At 58.1% G+C, this 24,052-nt stretch carries 25 protein-coding genes; 19 read left to right on the top strand and 6 right to left on the bottom strand.

What is annotated here, in order from left to right; translation table 11 throughout:
- The first annotated feature begins 60 nt into the window (after positions 1-60).
- The 13 genes from AC2FEB_RS14715 to AC2FEB_RS14655 all read left to right on the top strand — a co-directional run bounded on the left by AC2FEB_RS14715 (position 61) and on the right by AC2FEB_RS14655 (position 12,718).
- Complete coding sequence (locus AC2FEB_RS14715) at positions 61-1,410, top strand: DUF1173 family protein (RefSeq protein ID WP_496852716.1); 1,350 nt, start codon at positions 61-63, stop codon at positions 1,408-1,410.
- The gene (locus AC2FEB_RS14710; RefSeq protein WP_496852715.1) at positions 1,403-2,041 is read left to right on the top strand and encodes a lytic transglycosylase domain-containing protein; all 639 of its coding nucleotides are present in this window, start codon (positions 1,403-1,405) and stop codon (positions 2,039-2,041) included. The genes AC2FEB_RS14715 and AC2FEB_RS14710 overlap by 8 nt, the downstream gene beginning before the upstream one ends.
- 28 nt (positions 2,042-2,069) lie before the next feature.
- Positions 2,070-2,372: a TrbC/VirB2 family protein gene (locus AC2FEB_RS14705; protein WP_159090194.1), complete on the top strand. Its 303-nt coding sequence runs from the start codon at positions 2,070-2,072 to the stop codon at positions 2,370-2,372.
- A complete protein-coding gene (locus AC2FEB_RS14700) occupies positions 2,372-2,662 on the top strand; it encodes a VirB3 family type IV secretion system protein (RefSeq protein ID WP_496852714.1) in 291 nt (96 codons plus the stop codon). The genes AC2FEB_RS14705 and AC2FEB_RS14700 overlap by 1 nt, the downstream gene beginning before the upstream one ends.
- A gap of 6 nt (positions 2,663-2,668) precedes the next feature.
- On the top strand, positions 2,669-5,095 hold the full coding sequence (locus tag AC2FEB_RS14695; RefSeq protein ID WP_496852713.1) for a VirB4 family type IV secretion/conjugal transfer ATPase: 2,427 nt from the start codon (positions 2,669-2,671) through the stop codon (positions 5,093-5,095).
- A 12-nt stretch (positions 5,096-5,107) separates the two neighbouring features.
- Positions 5,108-5,287 (top strand): hypothetical protein, encoded by a 180-nt coding sequence (locus AC2FEB_RS14690; protein WP_496852712.1) that lies wholly within the window; start codon positions 5,108-5,110, stop codon positions 5,285-5,287.
- Positions 5,288-5,309: 22 nt separating this feature from the next.
- Positions 5,310-6,068: a type IV secretion system protein gene (locus AC2FEB_RS14685; protein WP_496852711.1), complete on the top strand. Its 759-nt coding sequence runs from the start codon at positions 5,310-5,312 to the stop codon at positions 6,066-6,068.
- Positions 6,068-6,454 carry a hypothetical protein gene (locus AC2FEB_RS14680; protein WP_496852710.1) on the top strand — a complete coding sequence of 129 codons (387 nt, stop codon included), beginning with the start codon at positions 6,068-6,070 and terminating at the stop codon, positions 6,452-6,454. The genes AC2FEB_RS14685 and AC2FEB_RS14680 overlap by 1 nt, the downstream gene beginning before the upstream one ends.
- A complete protein-coding gene (locus tag AC2FEB_RS14675) occupies positions 6,451-7,530 on the top strand; it encodes a type IV secretion system protein (protein WP_496884192.1) in 1,080 nt (359 codons plus the stop codon). The genes AC2FEB_RS14680 and AC2FEB_RS14675 overlap by 4 nt, the downstream gene beginning before the upstream one ends.
- 57 nt (positions 7,531-7,587) lie before the next feature.
- Positions 7,588-8,325 (top strand): VirB8 family type IV secretion system protein, encoded by a 738-nt coding sequence (locus AC2FEB_RS14670; RefSeq protein WP_496852708.1) that lies wholly within the window; start codon positions 7,588-7,590, stop codon positions 8,323-8,325.
- Positions 8,325-9,149, top strand: a complete 825-nt coding sequence (locus AC2FEB_RS14665; RefSeq protein WP_496852707.1) for a TrbG/VirB9 family P-type conjugative transfer protein — start codon at positions 8,325-8,327, stop codon at positions 9,147-9,149. Before AC2FEB_RS14670 ends, AC2FEB_RS14665 begins: the two co-directional genes overlap by 1 nt.
- Complete coding sequence (locus tag AC2FEB_RS14660; RefSeq protein WP_496852706.1) at positions 9,149-10,438, top strand: TrbI/VirB10 family protein; 1,290 nt, start codon at positions 9,149-9,151, stop codon at positions 10,436-10,438. The genes AC2FEB_RS14665 and AC2FEB_RS14660 overlap by 1 nt, the downstream gene beginning before the upstream one ends.
- Positions 10,439-10,537: 99 nt before the next feature.
- Positions 10,538-12,718: a type IV secretory system conjugative DNA transfer family protein gene (locus AC2FEB_RS14655; RefSeq protein WP_496852705.1), complete on the top strand. Its 2,181-nt coding sequence runs from the start codon at positions 10,538-10,540 to the stop codon at positions 12,716-12,718.
- Between the two features lie 282 nt (positions 12,719-13,000).
- Here the strand turns inward: AC2FEB_RS14655 and AC2FEB_RS14650 are convergent, their stop codons facing one another.
- Both AC2FEB_RS14650 and AC2FEB_RS14645 read right to left on the bottom strand, forming a co-directional pair.
- Entirely contained in the window at positions 13,001-14,278 is a 1,278-nt protein-coding gene (locus AC2FEB_RS14650; protein ID WP_496852704.1) for an MFS transporter, read from the bottom strand.
- The gene (locus AC2FEB_RS14645; protein WP_496852703.1) at positions 14,265-15,296 is read right to left on the bottom strand and encodes a lysylphosphatidylglycerol synthase transmembrane domain-containing protein; all 1,032 of its coding nucleotides are present in this window, start codon (positions 15,294-15,296) and stop codon (positions 14,265-14,267) included. The genes AC2FEB_RS14650 and AC2FEB_RS14645 overlap by 14 nt, the downstream gene beginning before the upstream one ends.
- Before the next feature lie 87 nt (positions 15,297-15,383).
- On the opposite strand from AC2FEB_RS14645, the gene AC2FEB_RS14640 reads away from it, so the two are divergent.
- Positions 15,384-15,803: a MerR family DNA-binding protein gene (locus AC2FEB_RS14640; protein WP_496852702.1), complete on the top strand. Its 420-nt coding sequence runs from the start codon at positions 15,384-15,386 to the stop codon at positions 15,801-15,803.
- A 312-nt stretch (positions 15,804-16,115) separates the two neighbouring features.
- Here the strand turns inward: AC2FEB_RS14640 and AC2FEB_RS14635 are convergent, their stop codons facing one another.
- Positions 16,116-16,535, bottom strand: a complete 420-nt coding sequence (locus AC2FEB_RS14635) for a MerR family transcriptional regulator (RefSeq protein ID WP_496852701.1) — start codon at positions 16,533-16,535, stop codon at positions 16,116-16,118.
- A 73-nt stretch (positions 16,536-16,608) separates the two neighbouring features.
- Here AC2FEB_RS14635 and AC2FEB_RS14630 point away from each other — a divergent pair, with 73 nt between their 5' ends.
- The 5 genes from AC2FEB_RS14630 to merA are packed head-to-tail and all read left to right on the top strand — an operon-like array spanning position 16,609 to position 19,229.
- Complete coding sequence (locus AC2FEB_RS14630; protein WP_496852700.1) at positions 16,609-17,013, top strand: mercuric transporter MerT family protein; 405 nt, start codon at positions 16,609-16,611, stop codon at positions 17,011-17,013.
- 11 nt (positions 17,014-17,024) lie between these two features.
- Positions 17,025-17,321 (top strand): heavy-metal-associated domain-containing protein, encoded by a 297-nt coding sequence (locus AC2FEB_RS14625; protein ID WP_496852699.1) that lies wholly within the window; start codon positions 17,025-17,027, stop codon positions 17,319-17,321.
- A gap of 7 nt (positions 17,322-17,328) precedes the next feature.
- Positions 17,329-17,592 carry a hypothetical protein gene (locus AC2FEB_RS14620; RefSeq protein WP_496852698.1) on the top strand — a complete coding sequence of 88 codons (264 nt, stop codon included), beginning with the start codon at positions 17,329-17,331 and terminating at the stop codon, positions 17,590-17,592.
- Positions 17,573-17,776, top strand: a complete 204-nt coding sequence (gene merF / locus AC2FEB_RS14615) for a mercury resistance system transport protein MerF (RefSeq protein ID WP_496852697.1) — start codon at positions 17,573-17,575, stop codon at positions 17,774-17,776. Before AC2FEB_RS14620 ends, merF begins: the two co-directional genes overlap by 20 nt.
- A 19-nt stretch (positions 17,777-17,795) precedes the next feature.
- Positions 17,796-19,229, top strand: a complete 1,434-nt coding sequence (gene merA / locus AC2FEB_RS14610; protein WP_496852696.1) for a mercury(II) reductase — start codon at positions 17,796-17,798, stop codon at positions 19,227-19,229.
- Between the two features lie 156 nt (positions 19,230-19,385).
- On the opposite strand, the gene AC2FEB_RS14605 is transcribed toward merA, so the two are convergent.
- Genes AC2FEB_RS14605 through AC2FEB_RS14595 form a run of 3 tightly spaced genes read right to left on the bottom strand, consistent with a single transcriptional unit; the run spans position 19,386 to position 23,622 of the window.
- Positions 19,386-20,399, bottom strand: a complete 1,014-nt coding sequence (locus AC2FEB_RS14605) for an ATPase, T2SS/T4P/T4SS family (protein ID WP_496852695.1) — start codon at positions 20,397-20,399, stop codon at positions 19,386-19,388.
- A complete protein-coding gene (locus AC2FEB_RS14600) occupies positions 20,396-23,179 on the bottom strand; it encodes a relaxase/mobilization nuclease domain-containing protein (protein ID WP_496852694.1) in 2,784 nt (927 codons plus the stop codon). The genes AC2FEB_RS14605 and AC2FEB_RS14600 overlap by 4 nt, the downstream gene beginning before the upstream one ends.
- Complete coding sequence (locus AC2FEB_RS14595; protein ID WP_496852693.1) at positions 23,176-23,622, bottom strand: MobC family plasmid mobilization relaxosome protein; 447 nt, start codon at positions 23,620-23,622, stop codon at positions 23,176-23,178. The genes AC2FEB_RS14600 and AC2FEB_RS14595 overlap by 4 nt, the downstream gene beginning before the upstream one ends.
- Positions 23,623-24,052 lie beyond the last annotated feature (430 nt).

Here is a 24,052-nt window from a genome sequence, read left to right as displayed (position 1 = left end):
GTTATGTTAATTATGTAAGTATTGCTGACCTAATCCTGACAGGCGGAAAGGAGGTGCCAAATGACACTGTTTTTGAACAACAAACCCCTTTCGGTGGATAGCGAAAGCGGACAAAGTGCTCTGACCGCCGCATACAGCGCAGGCACCCGAATTGAATGCCGCTGTCGCATTCCGGCCCCGGAAATGTACATCGCGGCGACCGCCGGCAAATTCATCGTCAAGCGTATGCCCGGAACCGGGCCCGATCATGCAATTGATTGCCCGTCCTTCCTGCCGCCTGAAGAATTGTCAGGGCTGGCACAGGTTCAGGCGTCGGCGATCACAGAAGATCCTGACGATGGCACCACCACGCTCAAGCTGGGCTTTGCGCTGCGCAAGAACAGCAAGAGCCGCACCGCCCCCGAACATACCAGCGCGAAACCACCCGAGGCCAAGGTTGCCCCGCGTAAGCTGACGATCACGAGCGTGCTTCAATTCCTCTGGCATGAAGCTGATCTGGGCAAGTGGTATCCCAGGATGGAGGGCAAACGGTTCTGGGGCGTGATCCATCATGCTCTGTGCCGCGCGGCGGCTGGCAAGATCGTCAAAGGGCAAGAGATGCCCGACATTCTCTACGTGCCGGAATACTTCAAGCCTGAGACCAAAGGTGAGATTGCCGCCAGACGAAACCGGCTCTTTGCAAACCTACGCCCAGCGGGCCGCGGTGCAACGCCTTTCGGTCTGGTGGTCGCGGAATTCAAGGGCAAGGAAACCTCGGCGCACGGGGCGCGGTTCATGTTCAAACATGCCCCGGATTGCGCGTTCTTCGCAGATGAGGATCTGTCCAAAAAGTTCGACAAAGTGTTCGGGGAACAGCTGCTCCTTCTTGAAGCGATGGGGTCCGGCCATGCCATCCTGATCGCCAGCTTTTCAATGGCAAAGGCGGGTTATCCAGTTCTCCATGAAATCGGAATGATGCTGGTGACGGACAACTGGATTCCGTTTGAAGGCTTGCGCGAACTGGAAGTGTTGAATGCGCTGACCGAACAGAACCGCGCGTTTCAGAAGCAATTGCGGTTCAACCTGCCTGTGGACGCACCGATCGCATCGGCTGTGCTGCTGGATTCCAAAGATCCGATTGCCGTCTTTGTTGCAAACAACCCCGACGATGCTGGGGCGCTGACGCTGCTCACCAAAGCCTCTGAAGAAGGCCGGTATGCGAGCTGGAGCTGGTTCGATGATGGGCCAATGCGCCCGTTCCCGCATCGTGGCGCGTCCCCCTCCAGCCATCACTCACGACCACCGGAGGGGGGCGCTACCGGTCAGAGTGTGAGGCCATCACCGGTAAACGAGCGCCGCGCATCGGGCGATGAACGCAACACGATGTGGGATAGCCCCATTCTTCCGAAAGGAGCAAGCGGCCATGGCTAGAGCCACATTCGTATCTCTCGTTTTTCTATCGACAGTAGCAGCCCCGGCATTCGCCCAGAATGACGAGGCCGCAATTTGTGCGGGCCGTGATGGCCCGCTGTTGAGTGGAGGACGCTTGCTCTGCGCGACCGCCCCCACCCGCACCTGCCTGGAACCCGCATTCCGGGCAGGTGCAATGGTTTGCTTGCACTATGAGGATGGCGGCAATTCTGAACAGGTCGTCTCAAAGAATGCAAGTCCGCGCGCCAAAGGCGAATGGGCAGCAGAGGCCGAACGTGCCGCCAAACGCCACGGTGTTCCGGTGCCCCTGTTTCATGCGCTGGTTCATCATGAAAGCCGCTGGAACGCCAATGCGGTGAGCCCCAAGGGCGCGCTGGGGCTGGCGCAGCTGATGCCGCCCACCGCAGCCGCGCTTGGCGTCGATCCGCATGACCCGGTTCAGAACCTCGATGGCGGCGCGCGGTATCTGAAAGCCATGTTCCTGAAGTTCGGCACATGGCGGCTGGCGCTGGCCGCATACAACGCCGGGCCCAAAGCCGTGGAACGCTATGAGGGCGTCCCGCCCTATTCGGAGACCACCCATTACGTCGCAACCGTTCTCGAAGGGGCCGGGCTACCGCCCGACGTCTGAACACCCCAGTCCAAGGAGACTATTTTCAATGAAACGTAACCCTCAAAGCGTCACATTGCTGACAGTGCTGGCCCTCGTGGCACTCAGCAGCCCGGCCATGGCGCAATCGCTGTTTGATGCGCCGGTGTCCATCCTGACCCAGATCCGCACCTTTGTGACAGGTGCCAATGGTATTCTTCTCGGTGGTGCAGCCATTGCGCTGGCCGGGATTTCTGCCGCCAGCCCGCGCGTGCCGGTCACATGGGGCCATTTCTTTGTCATCCTCGTGGTGCTGGGCATCTTCTACGGTGCATTTGGTATCGCCGAAGCCATTCAGGGCTTTGCAACCTGATGAGCGACGATAACCGCATATTCCAGGCGATCACCAAGCCTTCTGAGAGGGCCGGAATGCCGATGACGTTTCACATCGTGGCGATCAGCATTCCCCTGATGACGTTCATCATGACGCAGGGCTTTTTGGGCTTCTGGGGATTGCTCGCCATCGCCCCGTCTTATGCCGCCGCCCGCTGGATTGTGAGCGTCGATCCGTATCTGCCGGATCATGTCGCCACCATGGCCGACTGCAAACTGTTCACCGCAAACAAGCCCTACTGGGGCGGCAATTCCTACTCCGGAGACTGACCCGATATGAACATGCACCCCGAGATTCAAAAAGCCATGCCATCCGCGCGCCGCGGCGCGCGGGAGGTGCCGGCCACCAAGCATATCCCGTTTGTGCGCTTCCTGTCAGATGGGACATTCACCACCCGCAACGGAGATCTGTTGGCGGTGTTGGAACTCAAGGGGTTTATCCACGAAACCGCAGACCGGGCGGCAAGCAAGGCCGCAAATGATACCTTGGCTCGGCTGGCCTCCAGTTTTGAAGACAACCGGACAGTGTTCTATAGCCATACTATCCGGACCAAAATCCAATTGGCCGATACGCTGGAGCCTGTGAGCGAGCCCGCTTTCTCTGCAGAATTGGACAAGCACTATCGGGACCAGCTGGACCAGGTCGAAACCTATCAGCTGCGCCACTTCGTGACGATCGTGCGCCGCCCTTACACCAGCGGCAAGCGGCTGCTGGATGCGGGGTTGCGGTCTCTGCGCTCAGCAACAACAGATCCGGCAACAAGCGCCACCCGCGAAAAGAACCGCAAAGCCCTGCATGTGGTTGCAGAACAGGCCATGCGGGATCTGTCGGTGTTTGGCGCGCGCCGGCTCACCGGGTCAGAGGCGGATCGCAGCCGCACGCTGTCATTTCTCTCGATGCTGCAAAGCGGGATTTGGCAAAAGGCTCCGTCGGTCTGGACTCATCTGGCCGACGCCGTTCCAAACGGGCGTATCACCTTCCGCAAAGACCATGTTCACAGCCTTTCGCCGGGCGGGGACAAGGATCGTTTTGCGGCTGCCTTTGCGGTCAACGCTTATCCCGAACGCTCGAGATACTACATGTTCGATGAGCTGCTGGGTGAGCGCTGCGAGTTCATTGCCACCCAATGTTATTCGCCCATGGACCGCGTGTCCGGCGGCACAAAGATCCGTGACGCCAAGCGGGGCATGGAAGATGCGGGCGATGAAGCGGAATCGCTGCAAAAGGATCTGAATGAGGCGCGCGACGCGGTTGCCTCCCGTGCCATGTCCATTGGACGGCACCACGTCACGGTTGCTGTGTTGGGAAACACCCGCGAAGAGTTGGAAGATGCGGCCACGCGGGTGAATTCCTGTCTGACTGGCGCGGATCTGCGCACGCGGCGCGAAGACATCGGGTTGGAAGCGGCCTGGTGGGCGCAGCTGCCCGGCAACATCGCCTATCAGACCCGCAGCAAAAAGCGCTTCGTGTCCGACAAGAACTTTGCCGATTTCGCCAACCTGCATTCCTGGCCGACCGGATCGCGGGAAAGACTGCGCTGGGGCGGCCCTGTGGCGGCGTTCCGGACGCTGGGCGGTACGCCCTATTGGTTCTCTTTCCACCGGGAAGGCTCTGACAAATCCAAGGGGCCAGGAACCACGGCCATCTTTGGGGCGACCGGTGAGGGCAAAACCCTGCTGGCGAACTTCATGATGTCGAGCTGCTACCGCCTGCCCGAACACCCGCACCTTATTGCCTTTGACAAGGATCGGGGATCGGAAACCTTCATCCGGGCCATTGGCGGCACATACCTTCAGCTGAAATCCGGTATGAACCTCGGCTTCAACCCGTTTGCTGTTGCCACGGATGAGGTTGGTATCGAATGGCTTGAGGGCTTCATTCAACGCCTGACGGGTGCGGACAAACTGACGCCGGAACAGGAACGGCGGATCGCAACAGGTCTCAGGCGCTTGGCCAACGGTGATGCGGCCCTGCGCACATTCTCGGATTTTGCCGACACGCTGCGGTCTGTCGATGATGCGGACGCGCCTGTGCAGCTGCTCGATGCGCTCAGCAAATGGTATGGTTCCGGCAATCGCGCCTGGCTGTTTGATAATCCTCAAGACAGTTTCAGCCTCGATCAGTCCGTGACCGCCTTTGACATGACGGCGCTGCTCAAAGCCTCAGATATCCGGCTGCCCTTGCTGGACTATCTGTTCTACCGGATCGAGCGCAAACTGGCGCAGGGCAAACCGCTGATCATCATGGTGGATGAAGCCTGGGCACTGTTTGACGATCCCCGCTTTGGTCCCCGTATCCAGGACTGGATCAAAACCATCCGGAAGCTGGATGGCATTCTCGTGTTCATGACTCAGGAAACGTCGGATGCGGCCAAATCCTCGATCTCGGACACGCTGATCCAGTCGACGGAAAACCGCATCTTCTTTGCCAATCCCAAGGCCGACCGCGCGACCTATGTGGATGCATTTCGGCTCACTGAGGCTGAGTTCAGCGCCATCTCTACGATGCCGCCGAAATCCCGTCTTGCTCTGATCAACGACGGAGACGGATCGGCCGTGGTCTCGACGCGGCTTGAGCTTCCTGAGCAATTTTATCGGGTGTTGTCCGCCACAGGCGACAGCGTTGGTGAGATGGACCAGCTGCGCGCCGAGCATGGCGAGGATGGCTGGCTCGCCGCCTTCATGACCCCCAATGCCCCTTGAGGAGACCTCCCAATGATCCGCAAAATTGTTTTCGTCGCACTTGGCCTGCCGCTTCTCGGAGCCTGCACCATTACCGGTGATGCTCTCGATCCGCCCCGCGAGCTGAAGGCCAATTGCAATATCGCAGATGCTGAACCGATCCCTCAGACCGGCCTTGCCACCACCCCGCCGCTCAGCATCGGCAAAATCTGACCCCCCCGGAAAGGACAAGACAATGAAGACCATTCTTAAAACCACCGCCGCGGTTGTTGCACTTGCACTGGCCGGAATTGTTGGGAACGGCAACACAGCCCAAGCCCAGGGCGTCCCGACATACAGCGTCACAGAACATGCCGAACTGATCGCGCTGCTCAATTCCAGCGGCGAAATGGTAGGTCTAAACACCGAGATCCTCGACAATGCCCTGCTGCAGTTGCAAGAGCTTCAGGAGCAATTGCGCCAGGCGCGCGCAACGCACAATGCCATCACGGGCGCCCGCGACACGATCACCAACCTGTTCAACGGCGACATTACCCCACGCAAACTGTCCTCGTCCCTGTCTACGCTCTCCATGACCGGCAATTCGGTGAACCGCCGCCTGAGCAATCACATGGAAGAGTTACGGGTGGATTTCCAGCCGCTGAGCGGGCTGCAGGCGTTGGGACGTTCAGTGGAAGATCCGGCCACAAGGTCACATGATCTGGTTTCCGGATCGAGCATGGCCGGGCTGGCGATTGCCGAAGAAGGCTTTGCCGGGGCTGGCGAAGCGATGGAGCGGTATGACGGCTACCGTGAGCAGATTTCCGCGACCGATGATCTGAAAGCTAGCATTGATCTGAACACACGCATAGCGATTGAGAATGGCATGATGCTCGCCACTTTGTTGCAGACCCTCTCTGCACAAGGTCAGCTGGACGCCGCAATCGTAAACCAGCGCCTGCGCGGTCAGGATATCGTCGCGCGCCAGGCGTACAGACCTGAAGGATCAAACTGATGCGCCTCCCCACAAACACGCTTCTTATCGCAGCAACAGTCGCCACCACTCTGGCGGCGGGTCAACCTGCATTGGCTTTGACGGCTGATGAGAAGAGGGAGAACTCGAGGCTAAGCAAAGCATGGAACGTGTCCATTGCGCGAAAGGCGGCTCAACTCAGGTTTGCCTTCGCAGAAAAATGCGAAGCTGCATTTACTGCAGGTGAACCCATGCCAGAGCCGGATCTGCGTATCACAGAAGAAATCGAAATCGACGATGATTTGACAAGCATGACCGTCGAGGAAATCTCGGAGCAATACAGGTTTTCCACTGACGCATTCGATGAGTCGGACCGCGCTGTGAAAGACTGCATCCGCAAATTCAGAAAAAGGAACGATGGGTCATGAGCATCAGAGACTTCCTTGTTGGCACAGATCAGAGTTTTGACAACATTATCAACGGTGGGTCGCAGCAGGTGTTTCAAGCGCTTGCGACCCCCAGCGCTCAATTCCTGACCCTGCTCGCCGGCGCTGCACTGGCGGTCTGGGCGGTCACGGCTGCGTTCCGGGGAAGTTTTTCTCTAGATGGCTTTATCACCTTCGTTTTTCGATTTTCACTGTTCTATCTCGCAGTCTCGGGCGGTGCACTCTGGACGCAGTTCATTTACCCATTCTTGACACAGTTTCCTATCAATGTCGGGAACACAATTATCAGCGAGTTTGGCGGGGGCGGAACTGCAGGGGGAATCGCAACGGCCTTTGCTGAGTTCGCCAATACGGCATTTAGAAACATCATAACCGCTTTGGGATCGTACGGCGTTACGGACTATCTGGGCGGAGACGCTCTTGGTGTGGTCCTGATGGCGTTGATCGCCTCAGTCGCGATCCTTTTCATGATTGTCATCGCGTTGGCGCTGCTTGTGGCGTCCAAAGTTCTTTTGGCCATTCTGATTGCAATATTCCCGATTATGGCCGTCTGGGCCTATCTCCGCAGTTCCGCAGAAATTTTCAACGGCTGGGTGCGTGGGATTACGATGCTGGTTCTGTTCCAGATTCTGCTATTCGGTGTCATGGGCATCGCGCTCGCTGCAACTGAAGGCACAGCCGACGCAGTGTCAGCGGGTGTTGCTTCCGGAGCAGACATACCGTTGGAGATGTTCAAGCTAGCCGGAATGAGCGGGATCACCGCTGGATTGCTGCTTATCTGTCCGATGATTGCGCAGCGAATTGGCGGCGCGGCGTTGAGCCTTGGTGAATCTCAGATCAAAGGTGCTGGTCAGGCCGGTATGAAACTTCTGGGCGGCCAGCTGACGGGCGGAAACTCTGGCGGCAACAATCTCGGCGATGTCGCCAATCAGCGTGCGAGTGCGGCTAATGAAGCTGACCGACCCTCTGCAACAGAGGCCAATAACCAGCGCATTCAGGATTCCGTAAGGCGCGGGGCCGAACGCATGGCCGAAGACGCACGACGGCGCAGAAGCTGATCAAAACTCATTGAAAACACTGGCGGGCCGGCCCCGCAACAGACGAGGAGTCACCAGATGCAACATGCAGCAGCAGATTTGAGGCCCGATCCGCTCAATCCTGACGGGCAATATCAGGGCTCTCCCCTGCCCGATACAACCACCATGCACGAAGGCCACGACCGCTGGGAAGATGAAATGTATCTCTCGATGCGGCGCAGGGCGCGGATTGCCTATATCGTGGCCGGTGTCGGCGCTCTGATCGGGGTGATGGGCGTTGCGGCCGTCATGGGCCTGGCTCCGCTCAAACAGGTCGTGCCCATCACAATGACTGTCGATAAGCACACCGGCCTGGTCAACGTGGAGTCGCGTCTTGGTGATCTGACACTGGACGATGATGAGTATGTCACCCAGGCGCTGTTGTTCCAGTATGCCCGCGACCGGGAAACCTATGACGCGCACGATCAGCGCGAACGGCTGACCGATGTGTATGGGCGGACCTGTGGCGAGGCCGCCGAGGATCTGGCCGCGCTTTATGACGAGGACAATCCCAACAGCCCGATGAACATCTACGGGAACTATGGCCGCGTCGATGTCCGTATTCGGTCTGTCACACTGAACAACGGAAACTCGGCCACGCTGCGCATCACGAAAAGCGCTCGCCAACAACAGGGCGCCCCGGTCTCGACGCGGAATTTCGTGGTGACGATTGCGTACGAGTTCGACCGCACCGGAAACATGACGCTTGAGGAACGTTGGAACAACCCAACCGGCTTTTGTGTCGCCAACTACCGACTGGATGAGGAGGCGCGATAATGCTGCGTTTAATTTGCACTGTGGCTGTGATGGTGGCGCTTGGCGCGGCCTCTGTCTCAGCTGAACAACAAGGGCGAGGAACCGGCACGGACGCGCGTGTCCGGACCCTCGTCTATCACCCTGACGAGGTTTACAAGATCAATGTTTCAAGGGGATATGCTCTCAGCATTCACCTCCAGGAAGGTGAACAGATGGTCGATGAGGTCCGGGGCGATCCAAAGACCTGGGACTTTATCCCTCTCACCGCTGGTAACGGCTTTGTCCTGAAGGCCAAACATGCCACTTCGCAGGCGAGCAACCTCATTTTGCAAACCAACCTGCGCAGCTATGTGTTTCTCCTTCAGGCGCGTGAAGCCGGTCCACCTGATAATGTCGGGTTTCTCTACCGGTTCAGCTATCCGGATCAAAAAAAGGGCTTCAAACCGCGACAGGCCGGTAACATCCAGACCGCATTCAATACCACTGGGCGTCCTGCCAATCTGCAATACAGCGCAAGTGGTGACAAACTGCTGCGGCCAGAAGTGGCTTTTGATGATGGACGCAAGACGTATCTGCGCCTGAAACAGCAAAGTGTACGGCCTGCTGTTTTTGCAATGGACGCAAAAGGGCGCGAACGTCTGGTCAACTCAACAGATCTGGCAGACGGCACCATTGTTGTGACGGGTGTTTATCCGCGCCTGGTCCTGCGCGACGGGCCATATGTGGTCTGCGTGTTCAACATCCCTCTCTATGAAATCGACCGAAACCGCGACCCGAATAAGCCCCGCAGGGTTTCGTCATCCTCGTCACAGCGCAATGCAGGTCAAGGTGGGGAGAACCGCTGATGTCTGAGAAAAACAAACTGCTTGAGAACCGCATCGAAGGCTCTGAGGAGGAAAAACGCGGTCTGGACCTGCCCATGATCCTCGGCATCGGTGCATTTATAGCCTTTGTTGGCCTGTTCTTCTGGATCAACAGCGGCGGGGATGAAACCGGCCGACGCGGCAGCATCATTCCAGAAGTCAACCAGACGCCGGATCAGCGTAATCAGGGGGGCACCCTTTTTGGAGCGGTGCCAACGGAACCTATGCCCCAGGTCGAACAAGAGCCAGACCCGCGCGTTGCCATCCTTGAGGCTGAGCTGGCCGAACTGCGGGAAATGATTGCAGCTGCGCAGGCAGTGGTACCCGATGAAGAGACCTCCTCGCAAGCGCCCGCCTCGGATCTTGAAGCAGCGGCCCTCGCAGCGCTGGAAAAACGCACCGAACGGCAAGAAAAGGCCCTTGAGGCGTTCCTGAAGAAGCTTGAAGAGGATCGGCTGGCCGATGAACGCCGGCAACGGGAACTGCTCGCGCGGATTCAGGCCAACCGGCCGATTACAGAACCGGGCCAAGCGTCTGAGCCGGCACAGCAAGGCGATGCGGCGCAAGCTGCTGTTACGGCTGAAGAAGACCGGTTGACCCAGCCTTTGACCAATAGCCTTGGGCGCAGTGCAGCTGGGGCGGGTGCTGGCGGCAATGCGAACAACAGCACAGGCAACGATTTCCTCGATGCCGCTGCGTCTCGTAGCGTCCAGACAGCGCGGGCGACCCAACTGCAGGATGTGCATCGTCTGATCACACAAGGCACCATGATTCCGGGCGTTCTGGATACAGCAATATCGTCCGATCTTCCTGGTGAACTGAAAGCCACCATAAGCCGAGATGTGTGGTCGGCGGATGCAACCACGATCCTGATACCCAAAGGCTCAACACTGATTGGAGAATACTCGTCGGATATCTCTCTTGGTCAGCGCCGGGTTCTGGTGGCCTGGAACCGGGTGATCACAACGGATAAGCGCTCAATTATGATTGGGTCGCGTGGTGTGGATGGTCTGGGCCGCGCCGGTCTGACAGGCAATGTGCAGCACCACTTTGGCCTCAAGTTTGAAGCGGCATTCTTCATCTCGATCTTCTCGGGGATTTCCAGCTTCGGCAATCGCACTCTGAGCGAGAACGATCTGTCCACCGGCACCGATGGGTTCGCGAATTCCGGTCAGGATGCCTTTGAGGAATACCTGTCGATCCCGCCGACGATCTGGGTGAATCAGGGCGAGAACATCAACGTGTTCGTATCGCGAGACCTCTATATGTGACGCCATGAGCATCAGTCCAGGCGGGGCGCAACACGGTTGTGCCCCGCAGCGTTTTCGAGCTTTCCATCCCTTAACACTCTTGTCCCGAAGGAGAATGCCATGAGCACCATACAGGCAAAGACCCACCTTCCTTACACGATTGCAGCTGGCGTCATCAGCATCCCGCTCTGGGCCGCGCTTCTGACTGCCTGGAAGGTGAATGGAGACATTGAAACATGGCGGCCGTGGCTCCTGCTCAGCCAGCGCAATACTCTGCACCAGAAGGATTGGGACCTGGTGCTGTGGGGTGGCATCACGCTTGGGCTGATGACCGGGGCCGGTCTTGCCTATCTCTTCGGCGGAATGGTGTTTGGGGTGACGGCGACTGATGCGCATGGGGATGCGCGATGGGCCACAGCCAAAGAGATCCGCACCGCACGGTTGATCAGTGATTGGGGCCTGGTGCTGGGCAAGCTGGGCAAACCGGAGAAAAAAACTCCACATCTGCGCGCCCATACAGATGATCAGGGCACGGTGCTTGTCTCGGGTCCACCGCGATCCGGCAAAGGTGTCGGTATCGTTGTCCCTACCCTGCTCGACTATCCCGGTTCGCTCATCGTCTATGACGTCAAAGGTGAGCTTTTTGAAACCACGTCGCGACGGCGATTGGAAAAAGGCGACAAGGTGCGGGTTCTGTCGCCGTTCGATGTCCAGTTTCCGAACAACCCCGACGGCTCGCTTGTCGGCCGGTCACACAGCTTCAACCCGCTGGTTGAGATTGCGGCAATGGATGACCTGGAAGACCGGCTTGTGCGGATCTCAGAAATCAGTGCCGCGCTGTTGGCACCAAAAAGTTCAACCGGCGCTGAGGCGTCGCTGATGGAAGATGCGCAGGAAATCTTTGAAGCCGCGGCGGCGATCGTCTGCAACGAACCTGAACCGTCGCTTGGCCGCGTGCTGCAGGTGCTGACCCCGCAAGTGGCTGGTGATGATGAGATACCAGATTACAAGGGCATGTTTGTCGCCCTTGCGCCACGTGCGCCAGATCCGGTGTCAAAGGGCGCGATGCTTCGCATGGCGGGTCAGGACAACAAGCAGCTGGGGATCTACCTGTCGGTGTTGATGGGCGGGGGTTTGAATGCCTGGCGCAACCCCGCGATCGTGCGCGCGACAAAGAACAATGATTTCGACTTTGAATCGATGCGTTGGGACCCTCAAACCTGCTACATCTCGATACCGGAGGCGCACAAGCAGGTGTCGCGGCCTTTGGTGCGTTTGTTCATCCAGTGCGCGATCAACGCGCTGCGTCGTCGTCTCATGGCCTCGGGTGAGGATTACCTGCCCGTCCTGTTTCTGATCGATGAGTTTCATTCGCTGGGGAAAATGCAGGGCGTCCTCGATGCTGTAACCACCCTGCCCGGCTATGGCGGCCGCTTGTGCCTGATCGTGCAATCGCCGGCATCCCTTCGGGAACATTATGGGCCAGCTGGTGAGGAGATCCTGACAGAGAGTTCGCATCTGCATGTCTGGCTGACGCCCAATTCCGAAGAAACAAAGCAAAAGCTGTCCAAGGCGCTTGGCAATAAGACCGTGACGCAAAAATCCGTCTCGGGGCGCAACTGGTCGAAAGAGCCCGGGCGGTCGGAAAGCTGGTCCGAAAAAAGCCGGGCGCTGCTCACCCCTGAAGAAATCGGTCGGTTGGGCAAGGAAGAAGTCATTATCACCGGCAAGGGTATGTTCCCGATCCGCACAAATCGGGTGTCCTACTTTAAAGACCATCGGTTCATAGCCCTGAATGACAGTCAAAAGGGAAAGCCCTGGCCGGATGTGCCTGTGGTCAAGGATAGCGTTGTGACCCGATATGATGAGTTCCTGAAGGATGCCGGCACTTCAAAATCGGCTGAGGCCGAAGAACCGGAGCCTGTGCCTGCCGCCAAACCGCCCTTGTCACAGCGTGCGGCCGTCACTGGACCACGCTCTTACGATCCTCCTGAGTATGACGGGTATCTTGATCAGGGCGTGGCTGGCTACGGATACTTCGAAGATCCGCGCGAGGCTGCCGATGAAGGAGAAACAGCCGAGGACCGCCAGCTAACGCAAGCAATCGAAACGGTGAAAGCACCCAGCTTTGCGCACAACCTCAGCAACCTGTTGAACCTGGCACCGATCAGCCCGGACAGTGAGCCCGAACTTGCTGACCTGGCACATCGGCTTTCACCTGACGAGCTGGTCTACAGGTTGATGCCGCTGTTCAGCGGCGAAAACGTGAAGATCAGTGGCCATTCGCTGCGTGGAGCATAAACTGGCAAGAAGCGGAGAGGCTGTGTGAAAACTCCAACTCATGAACTCTCTCGTTACGCTCGTTTTCAACAGCCATGCGAAAGGTCTCTCAGTAGCGTGATAGAACGCACATAAAGGGTGTTTTCGGCGTGTTTCGCCGGACGGTCAGAGTTTTCACACAGCCTCCGAACAAAACCGACCTCCGCTGCGTCATCTGGAACGGCCGTTTTCGCTATTGGAATGCGGCCATTGGCCAATACGTCGTTGCTTTTCAAGCGATCTGCAGCGTTGTTCAAGATGAACTCAGCTTTCGTCGCACGGTCCTAATGCTGACAGGTGACGAAGTACCATGATTTGGGCAAGTGCAGCCAAGATGGCGGCCACAAAGACCGCTTCGAGGGCAACAAAGCTGACCAGAGCCGCCCCGAACAGGGGCGAAAGTGCGGCGGGCGCAGCGAAGGCATTGAACCAAGCGGAGTAGGCTGGGCGACGGTCGCCGGGCGAGATTTCCATCAGGAAGCCGAGATACCCGATTGTTACGCCATTCATCATCGCGCCAATTATGAAAAACAGAACCGAAAAGCCGAAAATGCCACCCCCGTATACGGCCAACAGGAGTGCCAATGCTGGAGGGAGGAGCCGCAGATTTGCAACCATTCTAAGCAGGTCCGGTTTGCCCATTGTGTCGCCGATCCGGCCCCAGGCCGGATTGGAGGTGAGCGCCCCGGCGGTTTGTGTGACCAGAAGCGTTCCGACCGAGGCAATGCCCAGCCCGGCCCCGCTGGCCGCGACGACATAGAACGGCAGCGCCATCAGCGTGGCTGATCCCAGCCATTGGAAGATCAGGAAGAGACGAAACCTCCGGTCGTGGCGCAGAGTTGCAAAGCCTTCGCGCAGGAAGTCCCCCATGCCACCTGTTGCGGCGCGTGGCTTTTGCGATGGCATCTCTGGCTCACCGGCTGAAACGAACAAGGTTGACGATATCAGCATCAACACCGCGCCAACGGCAAAGATCAAAGCATAGGCGCGCAGTGGAGGCAGGGCCTCGAGCGCCAGCCGCAGAATGCCCGCGACCAGAATGGCCAAGAGCCCGCCTCCGAAGAACCGCCAGGCCAGCATCCGGCTGCGTCTCCCTGACGGGATCGCGCGACCGACAATATCGTTGTAAGGAACGGCGACGACGCCGCTGACGAAAGCATAGACCGTCCACAACACGAGAAACCCGGTGATGAGCGGCACGGGTGGCCAGTCGACCTGTGGCCAATCAGCACCCCACCAAAGCAGCCCCGCAATCAGCGCTGTGGCCAGCGCCCGGCCATAGGCACCGACCACATAGAAGGGCATCCGCCGGGTCGCGCGATCAGCCAGGTATCCAACGGGAAGCTGCGTCAGCACCCAGCCCAGTCGCAGCACTGCACTTGCGTAGCCCACGGCCAGTGCGCTGCCGGTCAGGGTGTGAACGAGGCTGGCCACCACCGTCGCACTGTCCACCGCCGCCGACCCACCTTGAAACGCGGCACCCGCTCCGGCAATGCGCCAGAACCGGCGGCGAACGATCATGTCGCGTTCAGCCCCCGGCATTGGCTTCCCCGGCCTCAAGGCGCGCGCGCCGTATATCGATGCCCGATTGCCAGAGCACCAAAAGTCCGATGCCGACGACAAGAATTATCGTGGTGACGTAGTTGAAGAGGATCATTAGCAGGGCCTCTTCGTCAGCCACACCAATCGCCTTGAGCACAAATCCCGCCCCAAAGACGAAGCTGCCGGGAACGCGCACGAAACGTCCGATCACCATGATGAACCCGGCAAAAACCATCAGGAACAAATAATCCCATGCCGTCAGGACAATCCCGACGGCAAGTCCGGCCCAGAGAAAATGCGTTGCCGCTACCACCTTGCTCAGGATGGCCGCAACGATGGCTTTGACGCGGCGCATGCTGTCGCGCGGCCACACGATGCCGTCGCACAGCGCGCCTCGAAGGCCCGCGCCGCAGGCACCCATGCGCGCCGCTACCCAGTCGAAAGCGCGGCAAATCAGCGGCCCCTCGCGGGCAAACAGCACCCGGAAGCGAAAGAGCGCCCAGAGGAAGCCCCCGAACAGGAGCAGGTTCAAGCCGCCTGCGACACTGAGGCCAAGGCGCAGATCACCCTCGATCTGCGGGATGCGCCCGGCCATGGCCACGACACCGGCGAACAACGCAAATACGACTCCGTCGAGAAAACGCGCGATGATCGTGGTGGATAGCACGGTCGCCATTTTTAGCCCATCCATTCGGGCGACCAGCCAGGCCCGCACTAACGGGCTGATCCCAAGCGGTACCAACACGTTGGCACCGTAACCGGCCAACAATGCGCCGGTCAGCCTGATCGTACCGACCGGCTTGACGTCATAGAGGATTTGCCGCCATTTCCAGCCGCTCAAAAGTTGCTCGAGCAGGATCGTTGCGGCAAGGATCGCCAGCCAGAACGGATTGGCTGTGCTTAAGCCCTCAAGAAACCGCGCGAAATCAAGGCTCCCATAGAGCAGGAATGTAAGCCAGAGCGCCAGCGCCGCACCAAGAACCGGCAACAGCCAGCGTCTGAATAATCGTCCGACCATGTTCTACCCGCGCAGCAACTGTTGATCCTGTCTAACCTCCGTATCATAGTACGGAGTCAAGAGTGCATTTCGAAAAGGGGACTGGATATGGCAACGGCGACCATCGGCGCAGCCGCACGGGAAGCGGGCGTTGGAATCGAGACCATCAGGTTCTATGAACGCAAAGGTCTGATTGATCAGCCACCCCGTCCGGCACAAGGCGCGCGGGACTATGGCGGCGAAACACTTGGCAGGCTAAAGTTTATCTCAGGGGCCAAGGAACTTGGATTCTCGCTGTCCGAGATAGCAGAGCTGCTGGACTTGCAACAGGCACCCAACCCAGAGTGCCGCGTTGTGCAGGCTTGCGCACGTGCGAAACGCGAGGATGTTCAGACCAGAATAGACGGTCTTCTGCGCCTGAGGGACAATCTCGACAATCTTATTGCTGCGTGCCCTGGAGATGGCGGTCTTGAGTATTGCTCAATCCTGAACGCCATGAATGGCGTGGGCAAGGCGCGGAGCGTGTGAACCCCAACAAAACCGCCTGCCTTTAGGTCAAGAATCGCCGGTGATGCTCCTTGCGCCTCTATCCAATATCAAGAGGCAGCGACTTTCCCACGATGCGCTCGCAGGGTCTAAGCATCTGTTACGCACGGTAACGTGCAAGCATATTTCAATTTGTCTGAATCCATCCGATTCATTTCTGGATGATTCGACCATCAGTAGAGACGAATGTCAGCGCTACGAAGATTACACTCCTTCAAGCTAGGCGCAGCATCAGGCAAAAAGTGCGCGAAGCGGAAGTCTGCTGCTCCACTCATTTTTTACTGTTCGCCATATTCAGCGCGTCTCAAACAGCGTCTCCAGGATCGGGCACTCTGGCAAATCACCCTGGCTGCACTCTGCCGCCATTCCGGCAAGCGCCTTTTCCAACTTCCGCAGCCCTTTGATCTTTTCACGCACTGATGCCAAATGGCCAATGGTCAAGCCATGCACCTCGCTACATGTGAAATCTTGCCGGTCCACCATTTCCAGCAGCGCGCGGATTTCATCAATGCTGAACCCAAGCTCACGCGAGGTCTTGATGAAAGACAGCCGTTTGAGTTGGTCGTGATTGTACTGGCGGTTGCCACCTGCCGTGCGATCCGGCTGCGGCATGATTTTGATGCGCTCGTAGTAGCGGATCGTTTCAATATTCACGCCGGTGCGCCTGGACATTTCGCCAATTGGATGGCCTCGCGCGTTCGTGAAGTCGGACATCGAAAATCCTCTTGCTTCTGTAGTGGCTACAGACCGCATCTTACATCAAGAAACCTGAATTGCGAGTGCCTGCATGACCGACACAATCGACGTTGACCTAAACCAGAGCGATCCTGACAGCCGCAAGGCGCGCATGATTGCAGCGGGTGGTGTCCTTGGTGCACTTGCCGCCTCAACGTGCTGCATTGTTCCGTTGATCCTGTTTAGTCTTGGCGTGTCTGGTGCATGGATCGGCAATCTGATTGCGCTTGAACCCTACAAGCCCATCTTCATCGTGATCACGCTGGGATTTCTCGGCTATGGCTATTGGATGGTTTACCGCAAGCCCAAGGTCTGCGCAGAGGGCGAAACCTGCGCGCGGCCACTTCCCAACCGATTGATTAAATCCGCGCTTTGGGCATCAACAATTCTTATCGTGATCGCGTTGTTCTGGAACTGGATCGCGCCGGTCGTTGCCCCCATTCTTCTTGGTCTGTGAAAGGACATACAATGAAACTCCACACTTCCGTTTTGGCCTTGATTGGTTTTATGGCCGCCGCCCCTGTCTTTGCGGCTGAGCAGACAGTAACATTTTCTGTTCCCGGCATGACCTGTGCAAGTTGCCCCTTTATCGTTGAATCGGCGATGAGCGGGGTCGATGGAGTTGTAACCGTGACCGCTGATGCCGAAACCCGAACGGCGCTGGTTATCTTTGATGACGCCATCGCCAGTGCAGAAGATATCGCGTTCGCCTCGACTTCTGCGGGCTATAAAGCTGAGCTTATGTCCGACGACGGCAATTCCTGAGCCGCATATGAAAGATAGCTCAACAGGAGGTCTGCTGTCCTTCATCGTCGCGGCACCGGTTGTCGTAATCTACTGCGGCGGAAAGGCATCTCTGATAGGAACCGCTCTTTTCGGAACGGCTGGTTTTCTGACGGGTGCCAATGTGCTGACCATAGCCCTCCTGGCAACGCTTGGCGGGATCGGGATCTTAGCGGCGCGTAGTTTCGTGCGGTTGCGCGGTCACAACCAAGAGTTTGAAAGGGACGGCCAAAGTGAACGACAGACTCCTTAAGACGGGCATTGTTGGCACGGTGATCGCCGCGCTGTGCTGCTTCACGCCTGTTCTGGTCGTGCTCTTTGGCGTGGTGGGGCTGTCGGCTGTCGTCGGCTATCTGGATTACGTTCTATTGCCTGCGCTCGCTGTGTTCGTGCTGATCACGATTTACGCTGTCATCCGCCGTGTTCGGAAAACCTGAACCTGAAAGACCAAACATCATGCTTGATTTACTGAACCCAAACGCGGGCGATACCGATACATTTGACCTCGCAGTTGTTGGTGCTGGGTCTGCTGGATTTTCCGCTGCAATCACCGCAGCGGAAGACGGTGCGCGAGTTGCCCTCATTGGCTTTGGTACCATTGGCGGCACCTGCGTCAATGTCGGCTGCGTCCCCTCCAAAGCGATGATCCGCGCTGTGGAAACACTGCACTCGGCCAAAGGGGCTGATCGGTTTGATGGCGTGGAAGCTACGGTAAAAGTGATGGACTGGGCGGCAATGGTGGCCCAAAAGCAAGCCTTGGTAGATGATCTGCGCGCGGCAAAATACGTCGATGTTTTGCCCAACTATGAGGGCGTCACTTACATTGAAGGTCAGGCGAGTTTCGCCAAAGGTGGCTCCTTAAAGGTCGGTTACCGCACCATCCGCGCGCCAAAAGTCATCATTGCAACGGGGTCTTCGCCTCATGTCCCAGATATCCCTGGACTGGATGACATCGATTTTCTGGACAGCACCTCGGCACTTGAACAGGCGCAACTCCCAAAATCACTGATGGTGATGGGTGGCGGATATATTGGCGTCGAGATTGCTCAGATATTCGCCCGAGCTGGCGTCGAAGTGACCATCGTTACGCGTCGTGGTCTGTTGCCGGAGGCCGAACCGGAAGTCAGCGAAGCCCTGACAAAAGCCTTTGCCGATGAGGGCATTAAAGTGCTGGACGGGCTGGCATATGACAGGTTTGAAAAGTCAGGCGAGGGCGTCACCCTGCACGCCGCACATAACGGCGTTGCGGTCAGGATCGAAGCCGAAAAGCTCTTGCTGGCGACGGGCCGTACCCCAAACACTGGCTCCTTAGCACTTAACGTTGTCGGCATTGAAACGAATGCGCGGGGCGGGATTGTTATCGATCCGCAGATGCGCAGCACACGGGACGGAGTTTACGCCACAGGCGATGTGACCGGGGCAGATCAGTTCGTCTATATGGCAGCTTATGGCGCGAAGCTCGCGGCAAAAAACGCGATGAACGGAAACACCCTGAGCTATGACAATAGCGCCATGCCTGCCGTGGTCTTCTCTGACCCACAGGTGGCCAGTGTTGGCCTTACCGAGACACAAGCCAAGTCTGCTGGTCATGAGGTGGTCACGTCGGTTTTAGGTTTAGAGCATGTCCCCCGCGCATTGGCTGCACGCGATACGCGCGGTCTGATCAAGCTGATTGCGGATAAGCAAAGCAAGAAGCTCCTTGGGGCGCACATCATAGCCCCGGAAGGCGCAGATAGTATCCAGACGGCAGCAATGGCGCTCAAAATGGGTATGACCTACGACGACCTGGGCGCGATGATCTTTCCGTATCTCACGACCGTCGAGGGGCTAAAATTGGCGGCGCAGACATTCGAGAAGGACGTCGCTAAGCTATCCTGCTGCGCGGGGTAGCTCATTCACCGTCCAAGCATGTAGAGACTTCACTTTCCCGACAGCGGCCATTCGCTGCGACACAGAAATTCCGGGAAATGGGCTCCTTGCGGCCATTCTCCGCAGGTTGCTTGAACGTCAGCTCGGCCATACGAGCGATCTGCGCGACCAGAAAACCTACTTCGACCACTTCCCCAACGGGCTTTCAAAAACCTGTACCGCTTTCTCCCTGAGCACCCTGACAGCAACTGGTCGCCTCTGGTCCCCGGTCTTCCGAAACTGCACAATCACATCAATCATTGAGCGGCAATATTCAAGGATCTCGGAATAGGTCAGCCCGGTATCTGCCTGCATTACCATCAACGCCAAACGAGAAAGCGCAGATTCCGGCGAGGCCGCATGCAAGGTCGAGATCCCACCCGGATGGCCCGAGTTGACGGCGGACAGGAAATCATAGGCTTCCGCACCGCGCAGCTCCCCCATGATGATCCGTTCCGGCCGGAACCGCAGGCAGGCTTTCAGAAGATCGCTGCTCGATGCGTTCTTGTTTACCACCAGAGACACCGCATTGGGCTGGCTGGGTCGGATCTCCAGCACGTCTTCAATGGTCATGATCCGCTCTGAATGGTCGACTTCGCCAAGACAGGCGCGCAACCAGGTCGTTTTGCCGGAGGATGTCCCGCCCGATAGCAGGATGTTCCATTTGGCCTTGACGGCCATTCGCAGAAAATCACCAAAACCCTTGTTCTCGTAGGCGTCGAAAACAGCTTCATCGGCGGGATCAACGCCGGATTTCAGATCACCCATGTTGGCGTCCAGGTCAGGCAAGCCCTGCATCAGATCATCGAGCGAAAGTTGCTTTGCCACGGCCCGGCGCAAGGCAAATGCTACGCCAGCCTCAACGGCAGGTTTGACCGCGACCTGCGCCCGCCACAATGACCCGTCGATTTCAAACTGCGACCCGGCCAGCGGTGTTTTTTCTGAAATGGGATTACCGCCAGCCAGGTCATGTGCAAGCGCCTCTGCATCATCCTCACCCATAGGCTGGTCCAGCTGGCGCATGGCAGGCTCACCACTGAGCTCGATCCAGATTCTGCCATCCGGATTCAGGACGATTTCAGACAGGAGAGGATCGGAGAGCAATTGCCCTCCGAACACCCGATTGAGCGTGCTTTCCAGATGACGGCTCATCGGCTGAGACCTCGATCACCTTTGGCGCGTTCTTCCCGTTCCCGACGCCGTTGATCTTGCACGACCGGATCACGGTCAATCTGTCGATCGACGTGTCTAACATCCCAGGCCGTGCGGGTGACATTGACGCGCTCCGGCTCATCGGTCTCCGGGTTCCGGCGTGACCGGGTGACTTCTTCTTTGCCCGCTTTGACGAACGTGGCCTTGTCACCGATAGAGATGTTGTTGCGGGTCATCTGGTCTTGCAGAGCGGTGCCCCAGATTCGTTCCGGCTCATCTTTGCCCTCGACCTTCATATCCACATAGAAAGATTTGCTATTCGGATCGTCGGGGCGCACCAGAGCCTCTTTGGCATCTACGATGACACCCGTGACGCCGGTTTCAACGGAGACCTCCTGGCGGACCGTACGGTCCTGCTGGCCTTTTTCTTCGGGCCGTTCAGGGGACGCATCCCTTTTGATACGCGCAGCCTCTTGCAGTGGTTCAAGCCCACGTTGTGCCTCACGCGGTGCGCGCTCGATGTCGGTGGCTTTCCAGGCACGACGGTTTGCCTCGATGTTCTTCTCTTCGCCGGTCTTTGGATCGACCTTGCTGACCGTCACTCTCTTGTACCCGTCATGGGCAAGCGTAGCCGTGTCACCGATGTTGAGATTTTCACGCTGCATCAGGTCGGGCAGATCGACGCCCCAGACGCGGAAAGGCTTGTCGCGCCCATCCACCTTCAGATCGACATATGGCGAGAGGCTGTCTTTCTCGTCGTCTTTGTAGAGCGCAGACCCGGCATTGACGATCTGCCCGCGCACGCCCGCGTCCAGGTCGGGACGTTGCGGGGCTGAACTGATGGCTTTGACATTTGGGGCCTGCCCTTGCTGTTCACGGCCCGGTCGCGCTTCGCCTTCAACACGATCCGGTGCGCGGCCTGCCACACGCTCCTGCACCCGGTCCTCAATCTCAAGCAAACGTCCACCAATCGCGGCCCGATCAAAACCCTGCCCCTTCATGGCCTGGATTTCATCCTGAACGCCGGTCTTGATCTTCTCCTGCAGGAAGTCTTCTCCCCTGCCCTCGGCAAAGGCCCGGTTGATGTCGCGGATCTCGCCACGGGCATCACGGTAGATCTCAGAAGCATCCTTATACGCGGTCTTCATGTCGACCCGCGCCTGGTTCTCGCTGAGGGAATGCGCGTTCGCCAAGGTCCGCACGTCCCGTTCGAACCAGTTCTCGCGCGTCTGCCGGTCTACATCAGCGCCATTGCGGATGCGCGACAAGACCAGATCGCCATTGATGCCCATCGCTTCGAACCGCTCGGCCACTTGCCGGTCGGCATCTTTCAGCACCGCATTGGTGGCCGCGCTGCGTGGATCGTTTGCATCAGCGCGTGGGTCTCCCCGCTCTTGTCCGATAGGCTGGGTGCGCGTGGGATCGGCTGCGTCCCGTTCTGCTGCACGACGCTGGCGTGTCGGATCAACGTCATCGCGGCCCACCTCAACCTCATCGTCGCGTTCCAGGCGCTTGCCAAAGAACGTCCTGGTCTCTTCATCCATAAGCGGCTCATAGTCCCGCAGGACACGAGAAATCGCGGCCTCTGTCTGGCTGCGCTTGTCCTCGTCCTCCATGGCTTCGGCCTTGTCCGTCATGCCCTGGATAAAGGTGCGGATGTCGCTGCCGATGGCTTTCATCTCACTGTCGATGGCCGGGGCTTGTGCCGGGTCCATCTGGTTGGCGACTTGCGTATTCATGTCGATTTCCTCTGATCTGAGAACCCCGCCCCGCAACAGGATTTTGGCTGCGCCGAGTACAGCCGTTGAAAAAGTGCCCAAGGTCTCGGCTCGCCCTGGGTATTGGGTTGTGAAAATGCCCTGACCCATCCCGGCCTGATGCGACTGGAGGGTTTCGCCAAGGGCGGCATATTCCGCGTTCCGCTGATCCTTCATCGTCTGTAGCTGGTCCGGCGTGATCGGCCGTTGTCGACCGACACCAAAGAATGGAAACCCGCTGCGCTGCTCTGGGGCTGGACGCTCGCGCAGATCGCGACCATCGCGGCGCGCATGGATGCGCGCGCTGCTGTCCCGCTCGGGGCGCAGATTGCGGCTGAACCTGCTGGTCGCTGTCAGGACAATGCCAACGTCCCGCGCTGTCTCGACCTGCAGATTGCGCAGATCCTGCATCGTGATGCCATAACGACCAAGGTGCAGAGCCTTACGCGATGCCCCTGCCCGGCTTATGATCAGATGCGTATGCGGATGGCCCGTATCGTCATGATGGGCCATCACGTATTTGTAGCGATCGCCAAACTCACCGTTGGTCAGCCGCTCCCCAAAACTGCGCGCGGCCTGCTTGGCCGCTTCCCGGTCTGTATCCTTCGGGTAAGACAGGATCATGTGATAGGTGTAGTTTGTTGTGCGCGTATCCATTCGGGCCCAATCCTTCGCCCACTCACTTTGCACATCCCGCAGCGCTTCCATCCCATGCGTCAGCTCGCCGGTGTCGCCCCGCTCCATCTCAACTGTGCCTTTGCGGGTGATGTAAGATAGCTGGCCTCCCAGCCGGCCGGACGCGGTGATGCCACCACTGCGGACAATTTTCACCACAGCCTGATTGGTCAGAAGCGTATTGGCGATCATGCCGGCTGGCCCGCTCGATGCGCTTTGTCGATGTGCCGGACGGTGCCGCGAACGCGCGGGGTTCTGACCATGCCGCGGCTTCAGGTTCGGAATGAGCTGCAACTCTCCAAAGAGCGCATCCCAAGCCGGGTCATATGCCGTTGTCAGGCTGGTCATGTTTTGACCTTCACCTTCGGCGATACACGCGCCGCACGCTGTTTCTCAGCCAGCCGTTCAATCTCAAGCGCACGGGTCAAAGACCGCTCATGGGCCGCATCGGAATAGTCTTCAAACAGCTGGCGCAGGGCGCGCACTTCCAGCTTCATCGCCTCAAGCTGATCTTCGGTGTGCTTGTTGAGCCGAAACTTGCCGGCATTGGCCGCACGGGTCATCTGATTGAGGTTGTTCGCCATACCAACCAGCTGCACCAGGTGCGCATTAAACTTCTTGGCTACGAGCTCTTCTTTCGTTGGAATGCCAAAAGCCACACGCAGGCACATACGCACCAAACCGGTAACGCTGCGCAGCTGCAAAACCTTCCTACGCTGCTCAAGGAACGCCCATTCGTCCTCGTCAAAGCGCATGGATTTTACGACGGATTTTGAAATGCCAGACGGCATCGGGGCGGCTCTCCTCGATCAGAAATCGGGCGAGGCCCCCGCAGGCCGCGCATATGTAGGTTCAAGTGTAGGTAGAAAAGGTGGTCGACTGCAAGTCCAGAAGAATGTGGGTACTACATTCTCCATAATCCCGCAAAGTAAGCGTATAGTGTGGTCGATCTGGTGCGGGAGACTCGACTATTTGCCCCATGCCGCTCACCATTTTCCGCTTGGCAACGGGTCGGTGGCAATAGTCTTTGTGTTGCCGCCTTTTGGCAGGTTGTGATTGCCAGACGGCAACTGGCACCATGCAGAATACAAGCGGCAATTGCCAGTCCATCGCAAACCACTGGGCACGTGGCAAATGCCTGTTGACAATAGCAAATTGGCGTTCTAGGTGGTTGGTGCTTGATGATTGCTTAGAAAAGCAATAGCGTTGAGATCAGCGCGG

The organism is Ruegeria sp. YTSC106, assembly GCF_059609765.1.
This window is presented reverse-complemented; position numbering and strand designations above follow the sequence as displayed.